Source organism: Mucilaginibacter yixingensis (assembly GCF_041080815.1).
GTDB classification, from domain to species: domain Bacteria; phylum Bacteroidota; class Bacteroidia; order Sphingobacteriales; family Sphingobacteriaceae; genus Mucilaginibacter; species Mucilaginibacter yixingensis.
Genome location: NZ_CP160205.1, coordinates 1417191 through 1431984, shown reverse-complemented (window position 1 = coordinate 1431984; position 14794 = coordinate 1417191). Strand labels below are relative to the sequence as shown.

Genomic DNA, 14794 nt, shown 5'->3' with positions numbered 1-14794 from the left:
CCCTTTTTATTTTATATCATTTTAATTACTTAGCATCAATACCTATTACGCCAGCTTTTAACCCTTTACCCGAAACCGATACCTGGATTTTACCCGCACCTTCACCAGACTCCACTGTGCCTACCAGCATACCGCTAAATGCGTTCATTTGTGGCTGTTGGAATGACTGGGTGTTGGTAGCATCGCCATTGGCAATAGCTCTGAAATGGCCCGCACCGGTAACTTTAAACTCCAGCAAGTTGGTTGCATCCGGACAGGTATTACCGGCCGCATCGCAAACACGAGCCGTTACGTAAGCCAGGTCTTTACCATCGGCATCAATCTGCTTGCGGTCTACCGTAAGTTCTACGTGGTTTGGTTTACCTGCTGTTTTAACAGTCTGATCGGCTACGGCCTTACCATTGGCGTCATAAGCTACCACTTTAATTGATCCTGGCTGATATTTTACATCGTTCCACATCAGGCGGTAACGCCCCAATCTGTCAGCCGGGTTTTTGCTTTGTTTGCCCATGCTTTTGCCGTTAACAAACAGCTCGGCGCTTGGGTAGCTGGTATACACGTATACAGGCGTAACCTGTCCCTCCCGACCGGGCCATGTCCAATGCGGCAGGATGTGCAGCGTTGGGCTGTTAGTATTCCAGCGACTGCGGTACAGGTAGAAACGATCTTTAGGGATACCCGCCAGATCAATAATACCGAAATACGAACTGTGTGACGGCCATTTAGAATCATACGGCGTTGGCTCGCCCAGGTAGTCAAATCCGGTCCACACAAACTCGCCAATTACGTATTTCAGATCGTCTTGCTTGGCAAACTCATCATCTGGCAGGGTTGACCAGGTGCAATACTCCACATCATAAGATGAGCTTTGGTTATCGTCATACATCTTCTGTTTAACTGGTTCTGCCGGGAACTTGTAAACGCCCCTTGAGCTTACAGTTGACGCCGTTTCGCTACCCAAAATAAAGCCCTGCGGCAGTTTACCGTCAGCCTCCTCATAGCGGGCCGGTTTATAGTTAAAGCCTGGGATATCCAGTACCGAAGCAAAGTTGTTATTAATGGCGGCGTCAATCCTATCCATACCGGCGGTTACCGGACGGGTTGGATCTTCACGGTGACAGATGGAGGTGAGCCATTTGGCAATTTTATTACCTCCTTTAGCCGATTGATCTGGCACCTCGTTGCCGATGCTCCACATAATTACCGATGGATGATTACGATCGCGGTGAATCATATTCACCACATCTTTTTCGGCCCACTCATCAAACAGTTTGCTGTAACCGTTCTTTACTTTTGGCGTTTTCCATTCGTCAAAGGCTTCAACCATCAGCATAATGCCCATCTCGTCGCACAGTTCCACCAACTCAGGGGCCGGCATATTGTGCGAGGTGCGGATAGCATCGCAACCCATATCTTTCAGTAATGTGATTTGACGACGCAGGGCGGCTTTGTTGATAGCTGCACCCAGCGGACCTAAATCATGGTGATTACAAACGCCTTTAAACTTGCGCACCTGTCCGTTCAGTATAAAGCCTTTACCGGGTTCGACAGCAATAGTGCGAAAACCGAAACGGGTGGTGTATTCATCAACCTGTTTGCCATTTTGGTATAACTTAGAAACAGCGGTATATAGAACCGGTGTTTCTGGCGACCATAGTTCCGGCTTGCTAACTACCAGGTTCTGATCAAAAGCATTTTGATCTGTCGGCGTCAAGTCTGATGATGTTTCTGATACTTGTTTGCCCTGTGCATCTTTAATCAGGGTTACCAGTTTCAACGGCTGATATTTATCGCTTATAAACTCCACATTGGTTTTAATGTGCACTTTGGCAAACTCTTTTTCAATAACCGGTGTGGTAACATAAGTACCCCAAACCGGGATATGCGCGTTCTCTGCAATAATCAAATGCACATTACGGTAAAGACCCGCACCCGGGTACCAGCGAGACGACTCAGGGAAATTTTCCAATCGCACGGCCAGGGTATTTTCTGCACCGGGTTTCAGGTATTTGGTAATATCAAAATGAAACGAATCATAACCATAAGGCCAGGCGCCTACCTCCTGCCCGTTCACATAAACCTGGGCATGGCTCATGGCACCATCAAAAACAATGGAAGCATTTTTGCCTTCTGAAAACTCAGGAGCGCGGAATTTTAGGCGATACCAGCCGGTACCAATAAAAGGCAAACCGCCGGTTCTGCCAGATTTTACAGAGGCCTCTTTCTCGCCGTTTTGCACTACCTGCACCTTTTGCTGGTCGATGGATGACCCAAACGGGCCATAAATGGCCCAGTCATGCGGTACGGTTACCGGTTGCCAGGCGTTATCGTTATAGTCTGATGATTGGGCGTTCTGCTGATCGCCTTTGGTAAATTTCCAGCCCTTTTGCAGCAGGTATTCTTTGCGCTGGGCTTGTGTAATGCTGGCACAACCTAAAATAAGCAGGCAGCATAAAGCCGTTTTGAAGGATTGTTTTCGGGTAAACATGAATTGGTTCTCTAAATTTGGTTTGAGCCCGAAAATACTCAATTACCACATCAATTACTGTAAAATAAACAATTATTGAATTGCGCTTTTCCTTTAGAACTCGTCGCCTGTACTCCGCTCTTCCGCATAAGGAGAGCCGCTGAAACTGATCGACGCGTTTGCCGCATCAACCTGAAAAGTCCATTCTGATGTCTGGTCGCGCTTTACGGTGCGTAAATCCTCGCAGCAAAAAGCAAAATCAATATCCAGCACCACACGGAAACTGCCTGCGCCGGTTGCCGGATTATAGTTTACCCGATCTAAAACCATGCGCCTAACATCAGGCGAGCCACCGTAACGAAACTCGTGCTGCACCTCGTAAGCCAGCTCAGCATAAGGCTTGCTATCGGGCGTGAACAGGTTGTTCAGGTAGGCGGTCATATCCTCATTGGATTGAGGCAAAGCGTTGGGTTTTACTTCAAAGCTGGTCATAAAGGCAAAGATAAAATAACCACTGCAACTATTATGTTTGTGCCGGGGATTCAATTATTGTTTACAAAGACGTCATTGCGAGGAACGAAGCAATCTCTGCGGATGCAAAGCGAATATGCGCTCAGGCTGTCCTGTACAGAGATTGCTTCGTTCCTCGCAATGACGCTATAAAAAATCACCTATTGCAACCAGGCCCATCTTTTGGCCCAGTCCATCAGCACATCCGAGCGCCATTTTGATACCGTGCGGGCACCTTGCTGAATGCCGTAAAACAGGCTGGCATCCGGGCGATCTGTGTACCAATTGATACCAAGCTGATAGTCGTCCTTACTGTTTTTGCCAGGCCACATGTTGTTCACTACAAACTCGCCGCTTTGTTCTGTAAAACCAGGGATTGGCGAAGTGATCTTATAGCTCAATGTTTCGGTTTGTTTAGGTGAGTACTTGATGGCGTATTGGCCGTTGCCCAGGTAGTAGCCGGGCCATTTCTGCTCGCCAATTTTGGCGTGCATGGTTAGCGTAAAGCAAACTGAATCTGCCGGGATATTATTTACCACCGGGCCTTTAAAATGCAGCTCCATTACCGAGTATACGGTCACGGTATCTGCAGTTGTAGTATTGCGGTTAAACACAAATCGCGGACTGTGGTTAAACTTCACAAAGCTGCCGCCCCAACTCTCTTTAAACGGATTGGCCGGATCGCCGTCCATCATATACAGTAACGACGGGGTATCGCCCATTTTTACTGAGCCGCCGTAATACTTTTTAAAGTCTTTGCCCAAATAACCGTTACCCTTGATGTATTCATCGTAGTAGTTTTTATCCCGCAGTGTTTCCTTGTCATCGCCGTCTGAGAAGAAACCGTTGTATGAGCCGTTATCTTCTATAAACCACAGCTTAGGGAAGTTTTTTGCAATGTAAGCGTAACCATTCACCCCCCATTTTTTATTAGGGCCACCAATCCAGTACACCTTTATTTTAGTCTGAATTTCAGGTGCATCATGCAGGGCTTGGGCCACGTCATCCAATCCGCCCCAAACTAATACCCATAGCGGCTGATCACTTTTCTTTTTGGCACATTTAATAATCCAGTCTGAACCTTCTGTGGGGGTAGCATAGCCAACATAAGGAACCAAACCATGGCGGCCTTGCTTGCAGATAGCACGCAACGCATCGGGCGTTGGATAGCCTTTGGCATGCTGCTGCAGTTTAGGCAGATCTTTCTCATACAGATCAATCATCGTCAAAATATTCTGCTTGCTGCCGGCGCCGTATGATGGTGATGACACCAACCCCTCGGTATTAAACAAGTTGCTGTACATCAGGAAATGCGCCATCGATTGGTTATCATCCGGATCGGTACCGCCAATATCTGTACTGATAAGGATACGAGGCTTAACCGGCACGGGCTTCTGGGCCATCAGTGCAGCAGGAAAAGCAAAAAGAAAGGCAAGCAGGGCTATTTTTTTCATAGACTGATAAATTCTTGAGGAATTAGTTAATTGGTTACTGATGATAGGACAACCGTCAAAGGTAAATTCCTTAGATGAGGGTGAAAAAAATATTGATTAGCCTGATGAATACGGAACTTTTTGTAGTTGAAATGGAAAAAAGTTTTAACCTAACCCCGTTCAGTTGGGTTATACCCAAAATGCTTCTTAAAAGCAAACGAGAAGTGCGATAAATCTTCAAAACCCGTATCCAGGTAAACCTCAGATGGCCTTCTCTTATTCTCAAAAATCTGGTAATGCGCTAGTTCCAGGCGCTTTTGAGTTAGCCACCTGCCCGGCGTAATTTTAAAGGCTGTTTTAAAATCTTTCTTAAAGGTGGTTAAACTTCTGCCGGTCAGGTAGCCAAACTTTTCCAGCGGGAGATTGAACATATAGTTGTGCTCCATAAAATCTACCAGATCCAGTTTGCCCGGCTCTTCAAAGTGGCCAAGTATACCGTCTACCTCCGGGTCAATAGCACGCAGCACCCTAATGGCCTCGTCAACTTTAAAAGCGGCAATATCTTGCGGCAGCTTGTCAGCCAGCTCAAAATAAGGCGTTAATGAATTGAACAGACTTTTCAATAACGGATGTTCCTGAAACATGATGGGCTCGCGACGCAGATTAGCCTGAACCGTAATTTTGTTTGAGCTATAGTAGTGCTGCAACCGTTCTTTACGGAAAAGCAACGATATAGCCACACAGGGCTCTCCGTTTAAAGGCAGTTTGCTCATCCGTCCCAATTGATTGCGTTGCAGCAAGATGGTATCGCCTGCAAAAAACTGAAAAGTGCGGTCGGCCGCTACAATTCTCATCTCGCCAGAGAGCACCCGCACCAGTGCGGGCTGTGCCAGCACCAGTTCGCGGCTATAATGAGCCTCCTTCTTGCAGGAAACAAATACTTCGGCTACTTCCATTGGTGTAAAGTTAAATAATTATTGGTCGAGCAGATTCAAGCGTATCAGGCTTTCAGCCGTTGCCAAAATAGATTCTGCCGTAGAACGCGGCGACCAACCCAGTGTTTTGATAGCTTTGGCACTGGTTACGTTCATCACCCTACCCAATAATGGGATGATAGCCTTTACGGTAGGATCTTTTAAAGCAACAACACGCAGCAACATGCTGGGCAATTCTTTTGCATTCACTTTAGCAGCAGCCTCACCCAGGTTTTCTTTCAAAATCCGGGCTACATCTACCATCCAGATGCTCTCGCCTGCGGTGGCAATAAAACGCTGACTGCTGGCGGCAGGGTTAATCATAGCACGAAGGTGCAGATCGGCCACATCGCGCACATCAACAAAACCTGAGTTTATTTTAGGGCATCCGGCCATTTTGCCGGTCAGCAGGTTTTTGATAACGTGTATAGAATGCGAATAATCAGCGCCTAAAACCGGGCCCATCACGCCTACAGGGTTAACGGCGGCAAGTTCTAATCCGTTACCTTCTTTTTCAATAAACTCCCAGGCGGCCCGTTCTGCAAGGGTTTTTGATTTTTGGTAAGCCGGTGCGTTACTATCGACGTTAGTCCACGTGGTTTCGTCAAAAGGCTCTTTTTGATTCGGGTGACCGTAAACCACGGCACCAATAGCCGATGTGAGTACCACACGTTTTACACCGGCCTCTCTGGCCGCACGCAACACGCGCAATACACCTTCTCTGGCGGGGATAATCATTTCGTCCTCATGCTTATAATCTTTTATGGGTGTTGGCGATGCTACATGTAATACATAAGTGCAGCCACTAACCGCTTCGGCCCAGTTGGTATCAGCGGAAAGATCGGCCTGGATGAAGGTTAAACGATCATCATCGGCAACTGCGCCGCCCTCCTTCAGCATGGCTTTCACCTCTGCTATGCGGTTTAGGTTACGCAGTGTTGCCCTTACGTTATAACCCGCGTTTAGCAATTGAATGATACAATGCGCAGCTATAAAACCTGCACCGCCGGTTACCAGTACTAATTTTTCGGTATTTGAATTTGTGTTCATCTGTATTTGTTTGATGAAGCAAAATTCGGCTTAAAAGGGACCGGCTGTTTTGTTAAAAAGGCGCAATGTACTTTGTTTAAAAGTCGCGCTATTACATACGTCTAAACAATCCATAAAAAAGCCTGCACGCATTAGCGTACAGGCCCTTGGGTTTATCGTGATCGGGTTCTTACTATTTATTGGTATAATAAACCACGCTGATGGGGTTAAAATAAATCTCGGGCAGCTTGGTATTTGGGTCGGTTACCGGCAAAGTTGGCCTTGCGGTAGCTTTGAGGGTGATACTTGTACCCGGCACCGGATAATCAGCCGCCAACCCTCTGGCCAATATGGTATAATACCTGCCGGGGGCCAACGGCACCGCGCCAGATATAGGCCCCAACTTAGTGGTTGTTCCGGTAAGAAACATCTGAAATGTGTAATTGGTGGTACTGGTTGGGTTTACATTAACGGCAACAAAATCTGTAACCGTTCCGTACGCTACGTTGGTATTGGTGGCTGCCGTATCTACTTTGGTAACGCCCGTAGGAGTGTGGAAAGCTTTTACATCCACCGCGCCACCGTTGGGTATCAGATGAGCAAAACGAACATAGGCCTTGCCGCTTTCTGCCGCCGGGAACTTATCTTCTACCACTTTAATGCCCAGCGGCGCTGTGGCAGAGCCCGGCAAACCAATGGCAAAGACCGAATAAGCACTGCCCGAGGTGGTGCTCTGCGTTACCGACGTGTTGGTACCAACTGCCGATGTTTGCGGACTTTTCAATGCCGGTACCGGGGTGGATACCACTACTTTTATAACCGTGCTGCCAGCCGGCACAGCCGCATAGTTGCTTGACGGAAATAAGCCAAGATAGGTGGTGGCTGAACCAAGGTAGCTGTAGGAAATACCCGTTGCTATTGATGTAGCCACCTGGTTATCAGTCACAGAAACGTTGGTCAATGGCGTAATTTTGGTATTGTTTACAAAACCATCTATTGCCGGAGAGCCCGGGGCTGCGTGCACAAACTTGATGAGTGCGCCGCCGGCCGGATCGCCCACCTGCGTGATGGTACCTTTTTTACAGCCTGCCATTACTGTCAACAGCAAACCGAAATATATGTATGTTGATGTTTTCATGGTTGCTTAAATTAAGGTTGGATAAACCAGGGTTCTTTGGTATGATAATCGGGGTCTAACGCGCCGATGGCTTTCAATGCCGGTATGTTCCAGATATACTCTGAATTATAGCGCGGGCGCATGCGGTAAACCAGTTTACCTGCGTTGTCCGGATACAGTGTCCCCGGCTTGTTGTAACCTTGAAAAACGGTAGCATCATAATGATACCTACGCTCGTCAGACCAGGCCTCTATCGGGTTCCATAAAAACATGGCGATAAACTTTTGCTGCAAAATATCGCTCAATTTCAATGTGCTGGACGACTGCCTTACGCTCAGACCATTTAGATAAGCAGTTTGCGCAGCGGCCGAGATGTATTTCTGCGAGCCCACCAGCGCGTTGCCTATCGGTGGATTAGACGCAAAATCCAACGCTGCAGCTACGCCACTCCGGTAGTAATTGTAGGCTGTTTGCAGATCGCCTTTTTTATACATGGCTTCTGCTGCCATAAACTGCAGCACGGGGTAGGTCATAAAAACGCCTCGTGCATTATCGTTAAAGAGATATTTAGCAGATGCCGTTCCCGAGTTTGCAGTGGTGGCCCCCACAAAAGCAGGGATCAACGTATTAGGATCGGCAGAGTTTGGATCACCCAGCGGCGGAATTACACCACGATAAGCACCGTCTTTACTAACCATCAACAATAATGGCAAGCGTGGGTCGGCAGTCAGATCCTGCGTGGCTGAGCCTGCCAGGATGCGGCCATCCAAAAGTTTAACGATATAGTCTGACTGGCGGAAACCGGCCAGGTTACCACGTGTAGGCCCCCAGAAGTTGGCATCGGTAGAGGAACTGCCGGTACACTGTACACTGGCATTATCGGCATTGCTGGTAAAAGAAAGATCAACATATTTCTTTACAGAATCTGCCGAGAAACTGGCTTTGTTAGTTAGGTTAAGCGCGTTCTGGGCCATAATGGAGTAAACGAATTTAATCCACTGATCGCGATTGCCGTAATACATATAATCACCTTTGGCCAGAACCGGCGAGATGGTTTGCCCATCGGCTTTGGCCTGGGCAAAATACTGCAGCGCCAGGCGACAGTCTTTTACCACTTCGGCGTTCACGTAGTCGGGCGTGTCATAGTCAAAAGTCAGCTTGGTTGGGTCATAAGCTTCCTGAACAATCATGTTGTTATAAAGCTCCAAACCGTACTGCCAGCCCCAGGCACGAAGGGCCCAGGATACGGCAATATAATCGGGCTTGCTATGGTCGGTAGCATCCTGCACCATCAGCGTAATGTTTTGACCAAGACTAAAATAGATGGTACGCCACATTTCGCCGCCAGAGTCTGTACCGGGTAAATAGCCGTGCTCGTCCCAAACATTGTTGGCAACGTTAGAGCCCCAGATCTGTGCGTACTGGCCAATATATCGGCTATCAAACCAAATGCCGCGCGCCATGCCTGCCTGTATAGGCGGCAGCAGCGTAGATGCGTCAACAACCGTAGGCGCATTGGGATTGGTGTTGACATCCACAAATTTCTTACAACTGCCTAGCAAACCTATCGCCAGGAGTGTAATGAAGATGTATATGAGTTTTTTCATGTCCAAAATCTTTATAGTTTCACACTCAGTCCGAACGATATGGTGCGTGGCGTTGCAGCGGTACCATAATCAAACCCTGCGGCACCTGAACCGCGTGTAGAGGCGTTGTTACCGTTCACATCAGGATCTGCACCGGAATAATTGGTAATCAGGAACAGATCAGTCCCGGTAACAAAAATCCCCAGTGATTTGATAACCTTCTGTTTAGCCAGTATTGACTGCGGGAACTGGTAACTCAGCGTTACATCGCGCAAGCGGATCCAGTTGATATTGTGCTCCACAAAATCAGACTCGATAGCTGTGGTGTAATACGTTTGCTGATAATAAGGTGTAACCTGTATAGTATTGGCCGTTGGTGTGGCCGAATTTTCGTTACCATCTTTTAACACTCCCGGAATAATGACAGGTGTTTGCCGGTTCAGCGTGCGTGCACTCAATCCGTAACGGGTCAGGAACAACTCGTTACCGTTAAACACATCGCCTCCTTTACGAATATCCAACAGGAACGACAGACGGAACGATTTATAATTAAAATCATTACCCAGGCCAATGGTAAACTGCGGCTGCCTGTCGCCCTCGGTTACAAATGTGCCGTTAGATACCGGCAGACCGCTGGTTGGGTCAATCAATATCTGGCCTTTGTTATTACGGGCATAATCATAAGTTGCAATGTTGGTTAAGCTGCTGCCGGGGAACAAGCTGGCGCGGGCGTTGGCATACAACCAGGTATCAGAGTTGTAATACTCTGGCAAATCGCCCAGGTTGAGCACCTTGCCGCGGTTAAGCGTAAAGTTGAGGAAAGGTTTCCAGTTAAAATCTCTGCTTTTAATGGCAGTGGCTGTTAGCTGCACCTCAATACCGCGGTTCCTGATCTCGCCGCCGTTAACCAGTTCCAGCACATAACCCGAGCCGTAGCTGATACGCGGATCAAAGATCTGGTTGGTGGCTCGATACTCGTACAAGTTAATCTCGGCACCAAAACGTCCGCCGAAAAACTGCAGTTCGGTACCCAGTTCCATCTGGTAATCTTTCTCGGGCTTTAGGTTTGGATTGTTACCGGTAACATCATACGCAAACCCACCGCCGGTGGTTGATTGCTGTATAACGCTCGACTTAATTTTATAGGGTGCAAACGGATCTTTACCCACACCTGCATAAGAGAAGCGCACCTTACCGTAAGAGAGCACCTTGCTTTCTTTAAACGATGGCAACTCTGTAAAGATGAAGCCCACACCTGCCGATGGGTAGAAATAAGAGTCTTTAGTAGTACCCGCCAAACGTGATGAATAATCATTCCGTGCCGATGCGTTTACGGTTACCATGTCTTTCCAGGTTACATTCAGGCGGGCAATCTGGCCAATGCGGCGCGTTTCAGACAAAAAGCTGGTGTTGCGCTGCGTGGTTGGTGTGGTGTTGTTAATGGTATTAAAATCGGGCTGAAGGAAACGCTCTCCGTACTGGCCGTTGGTAATATCTTTACCGGAGTAGATTTCGGTACCGAGTGCCAGGGTAGCCTTAAAATCACCAAAATCATGCTTCAATGTACCGAAGAATGAGCCATTGAGCACCAGGTTGTTATCAACGTAATTATCAATAATACCGCCGGTTGAAATACCATTTGTTGAGGCAAAAGTATTAGAGATAGCATTTTGATACGATGAACTGTATTGACTCAAAAAGTTATTGCCGCTGGTTGAGTAAAAATCCAGCCCAAACAATGCCCGTAAGTTTAACCATTTAACCGGATCATAAGACAAATCAAAATTACCCAGCACACGGTTGGTTTTATCTCTGCTGATGTTGTTCATGGCATCCCAGATCGGGTTGTCATAGTCAATGGTGGCGTCGGTTACCACGTTGGTTAGCTTGGCTGGCAATAGTGTACGGCGGCTACCATCCGGATTTACATAATTGCGCACATCGTCATTAGTTGGCCATGAGAGGGCGTTAATAAAGTTACCCGAGTTGCCTTTGTTCAGCTTGCGGTTATCAATATTGAAATAGTTGAAACTGGCGCTGCTGGTTAGCTTAGGTGCCAGCTTTGCTGATCCGGCCAAGCGCAGGGAAAACTTATCATTATAAGCAGCCGGCATAATACCGCCTGTATGGCGATACTCGGTAGATACACGATAGGTAGCCTGATCGGTCCCGCCTTCCAGCGAGAGATCATGTACCTGACTAATACCGGTCTGGAAATAGTTTTTCAGGTTGTCATAAGTCTGCGTACCGGGCGCATAAGCCGGACCGAAAGCTGTGCGAACCGTAGGATCAAGATAGCCGTTGGTGCCGGGTCCGTAAACCTTTTGAATTTGCGGAAAACGGTAAGCATTAGAGAAGCTGAAGGTGTTGTTATAAGATATAGCGCCCGCTCCTGCCGCACCTTTTTTAGTGGTGATAACAATGGCGCCACCCGCAGCGTCTGATCCGTACACCGCGGCCGCATCTGCGCCTTTCAGTACGGTGATGCTTTCGATATCATCAGGATTGATATCGGCAATACGATTGGTAAAATCTTCGCGGCGGTTATCACCGTTGGATGCCAGTTGGCTCTGGCTCAGCGCATCATTACTTACGCGGATACCATCTACCACAAACAACGGCTGGTTACTGCCGCCAATAGACGTAATACCACGCAACACAATGGATGACGAGGCACCGGGGTTACCGCTGGTACTGGTTACGTTAGCACCGGCAATGCGCCCCTGCAAAGCGTTCACAAAGTTTTCGCGCTGAGTTTGGGCAACCGCCGTGCCGCTAATGGTTTGGGTGGATGATGTTAGTGCACGTTTTTCCTGCTTAACGCCAAAACCAGTTACCACTACCTCCTGCAGGTTCTGGGCTTCTGTTTTTAGCTGAACGTTAATAGTGGTTTCTGTGCCTACGGTGCGTTCTTGAGCAACGCTGCCAATAAACGAGAACACAATTAGCTGCCCTGTTTTGGCGGCAATGCGGTAAACACCGTTGCCGTCTGTTTGTGTTCCTGTTGTTGTGCCTTTGATTTTTACGGTTACCCCGGGCATGGGTGTGCCGTCTTCTGCCGCGGTTACCCTACCGGTAACCCTTGTTACCTGTGCCTGAGCGTAAAAACACCAGCAACAAGTTAGCATGAAGAAAAAGAGTAGATTTTTCCTCATATATGGTTTGTTTAGTTAATCATCTGTAAAGCAATCTGTTGTTTAAATTGTTTTAAAAAAATTTTGAGATTAACACGTTATTAAAATTTTAAACCTACGAGGATATAAAAACAACGAATTTAATTTGTGATTAATACCAATTGAGCAAAATCAAATAAAGAAGATTGTATTTAGCTACAACGGCCACTATAAAAAAGAAGCGCAGCGTGGGTTCCCCTACGCTGCGCTTGCTTGTGAGTATGAAAAGGTTTGTTATTTCAGTTTGATGGTATACGGGGCGCCCCACTGGATAGCTGTATTGGGGTTAGTTGGAACAGTATTCCAGAAACACTCACGCACAGTAAGTGTCATGCTTTTCGGATCGAGCACGGCGTAATCATAACACAGTTTAGTTTCATCTGCAGCAGAAACCAGGCCTTTCATTGGCGAGTCAATACTCACCGTACCAATCTGTACGTCGTTATCAACACCTGTATAGGTGTAGAAACGGCTCTCATGCACGTGGCCGTGCAACCAGGCTTTAACGTTAGGATGTTGTTTCAGGAAAGCTACCATATTACGCTGCTCGATAGTAGAGACACCGGTAGAAAGTTTGCCATCCTTGTAAACTTCATCAAGCACGTTATCAAATTTATCGGTGCCGTTTATACCGTGGTTGCCATTAGGATTGGTAAAATGGTTAGCAACAACTGCAGGCTGGTCATGACAAACAAAAACTACCGGGGTAGTTGAGCTCACTTTTTGCAGATCGCTGTTTAACCAGATACGCACGGTTGAGTCTGGCCACATTTGCATAAAGCAAAAGTGAACACCGGCAATGTCTCTTGAATAGTTAACGCGGTCTGTAGCATAGTTAAGCGTAGCCGCAGTTTTTGGAACAGCCGGTAAAAACGCTCTATTATATAGGTTGGCTAAAGAGGTAGCATCTGTTGTTGGCGACATGGTAGCATAGTAACCAATGGTGTTAGATACATCGTGGTTACCCGGCACTATATAAATATTAGCCTTGTTGCCGCCTTTACCTTTTACGGTAAGGCCTTGCAGGTAATCGGTATTAAACTGATCCCATGAGGTTGAGGCCAGCTGTACTTTAGCGCTAACCTCCATACGGTTGGCAACATCACCAGTCTGGATCATGTAGTCAACATAGTTAATTTTCTGGCCGGCTTCAAAACCGCCGTCGTTTGGTACAGTAACACCAGGCAATGTATTCATACTGGCAATCATGGCCGCGTTGGTGGTGTGCGCATCAACAGTAGTAGCGCCACGGAAAGCCGGGCGGGTAATACCGTAATGTGCATCAGAAGTAAGGAGGATGTGCACAGGCGATTGATCGTCCTGTTGGTTATCATCATTTTTTTTACAGCCCGGCAGCACAAAAAGCGCAGCAGCGGCCAGTACTAAAATGTTTTTCAGGTTTAGCATCGTGTTATAAGCTTTTATAGGTTTCGAGTTCTATTTTCTTTTGTAGAAAGAAAGCTGGGATTTATCTCCCGGATACTTTTTGGTTTCAGATACCGTGAAATAGCCACCGGCATCACTGGCAAAACAAACGCTCTCGCCCTGGTGCTCATTCTGTCCGTATGGCGCGTCCAGCGGGCTGCGCAGCAGGGTGGTTACTACATCTTCGCCAGTCTGCCGTTTCCAATACCAGATCTGACCAGTATTACGCAGCAAGATCTCGCTGCCATCGGGCGAAATATCGCCGGCGGTTAGCAAGTCAAACGGAAAATTGGCCAACGGCGTAAGTGTAGTAGTTGTAGTGGTTGATTGCGGATAACGTGCTACGTAAAGTGTGCTTTTACTTGGCTGTTTGGTAGCAATGTAAAGATCTTTAGTCTGCGGATCGAGCATCAGCGTTTCGGCATTTACGGCACCGGTTGGATATACAAACTGCAGGGTTTGTGGTGTTACGTGCACAACGGTTTGGGCGTTGGCGCCTGTCAGATCAGGTTCTTCAAAACGGTAAACCGATACCGAACGATAAGCCGCATCGTTATCACCAATTTCGGCTACGTAGATGTAGTTCTTGCCGGCATCAGGGCCAGGACCGCATTCTATATCCTCCCAATCGCGGTTATATACACCATCTAATACAATCTTGCCCAAATCATCGCCTTTGGCATTGGTTACATACACCTCGTTAGCATTACCGCTATCCTCGTGCGTGTACAACAACCCCGGATTTTTATGCCCGGCGGCCAAGCCAGAAAGCTCATCGTGCGTTTGATTAGCCATCACCGAAACTACCGGCGTAGTTTCAAAAGCAGTTGTATTACTAAGAAGGGCCAAATTATAACTAGCCGACGGAATGTTTACCGGCGGCGGATTATCTACAGGCGGAGGGGTAACCGTCTTGGTAGTATCCTTGATTGGCGCTATAACATCGGCAGATTTTTTACAGCTCTGGGCCGATAAAAGCGCTGCCACCGCAAGGGTTGAAAGTAGATATGCTTTCATAAGGAAGGTATAAAAAGAACAGGCCTTAAATGCCTGCTCTCTGAAAATAATATACCCATGCAA

At 47.4% G+C, this 14794-nt stretch carries 10 protein-coding genes; all 10 read right to left on the bottom strand.

The features are described from left to right. Positions 1–25: 25 nt before the first annotated feature. Positions 26–2488 (bottom strand): beta-galactosidase GalB, encoded by a 2463-nt coding sequence (galB, locus tag ABZR88_RS05860; protein WP_107828348.1) that lies wholly within the window; start codon positions 2486–2488, stop codon positions 26–28. A gap of 93 nt (positions 2489–2581) precedes the next feature. Then, on the bottom strand, positions 2582–2959 hold the full coding sequence (locus ABZR88_RS05855) for a hypothetical protein (RefSeq protein ID WP_107828349.1): 378 nt from the start codon (positions 2957–2959) through the stop codon (positions 2582–2584). Between the two features lie 179 nt (positions 2960–3138). Continuing rightward, on the bottom strand, positions 3139–4431 hold the full coding sequence (locus ABZR88_RS05850) for a nucleoside hydrolase-like domain-containing protein (RefSeq protein WP_107828350.1): 1293 nt from the start codon (positions 4429–4431) through the stop codon (positions 3139–3141). 149 nt (positions 4432–4580) lie between these two features. After that, positions 4581–5366: an AraC family transcriptional regulator gene (locus ABZR88_RS05845; RefSeq protein WP_107828351.1), complete on the bottom strand. Its 786-nt coding sequence runs from the start codon at positions 5364–5366 to the stop codon at positions 4581–4583. An 18-nt stretch (positions 5367–5384) separates the two neighbouring features. Further along, entirely contained in the window at positions 5385–6434 is a 1050-nt protein-coding gene (locus ABZR88_RS05840; RefSeq protein ID WP_107828352.1) for an aldehyde reductase, read from the bottom strand. A gap of 172 nt (positions 6435–6606) precedes the next feature. Further along, positions 6607–7551 carry a DUF4397 domain-containing protein gene (locus tag ABZR88_RS05835; RefSeq protein WP_107828353.1) on the bottom strand — a complete coding sequence of 315 codons (945 nt, stop codon included), beginning with the start codon at positions 7549–7551 and terminating at the stop codon, positions 6607–6609. Positions 7552–7562: 11 nt separating this feature from the next. Then, positions 7563–9137, bottom strand: coding sequence for a SusD/RagB family nutrient-binding outer membrane lipoprotein (locus ABZR88_RS05830; RefSeq protein ID WP_107828354.1), 1575 nt, complete (start codon positions 9135–9137; stop codon positions 7563–7565). 11 nt (positions 9138–9148) lie between these two features. After that, entirely contained in the window at positions 9149–12271 is a 3123-nt protein-coding gene (locus ABZR88_RS05825; protein ID WP_211309789.1) for a SusC/RagA family TonB-linked outer membrane protein, read from the bottom strand. A 252-nt stretch (positions 12272–12523) separates the two neighbouring features. Further along, a complete protein-coding gene (locus ABZR88_RS05820) occupies positions 12524–13696 on the bottom strand; it encodes a metallophosphoesterase (protein WP_107828356.1) in 1173 nt (390 codons plus the stop codon). Positions 13697–13726: 30 nt separating this feature from the next. After that, the gene (locus ABZR88_RS05815) at positions 13727–14731 is read right to left on the bottom strand and encodes a hypothetical protein (RefSeq protein WP_146166519.1); all 1005 of its coding nucleotides are present in this window, start codon (positions 14729–14731) and stop codon (positions 13727–13729) included. Positions 14732–14794 lie beyond the last annotated feature (63 nt).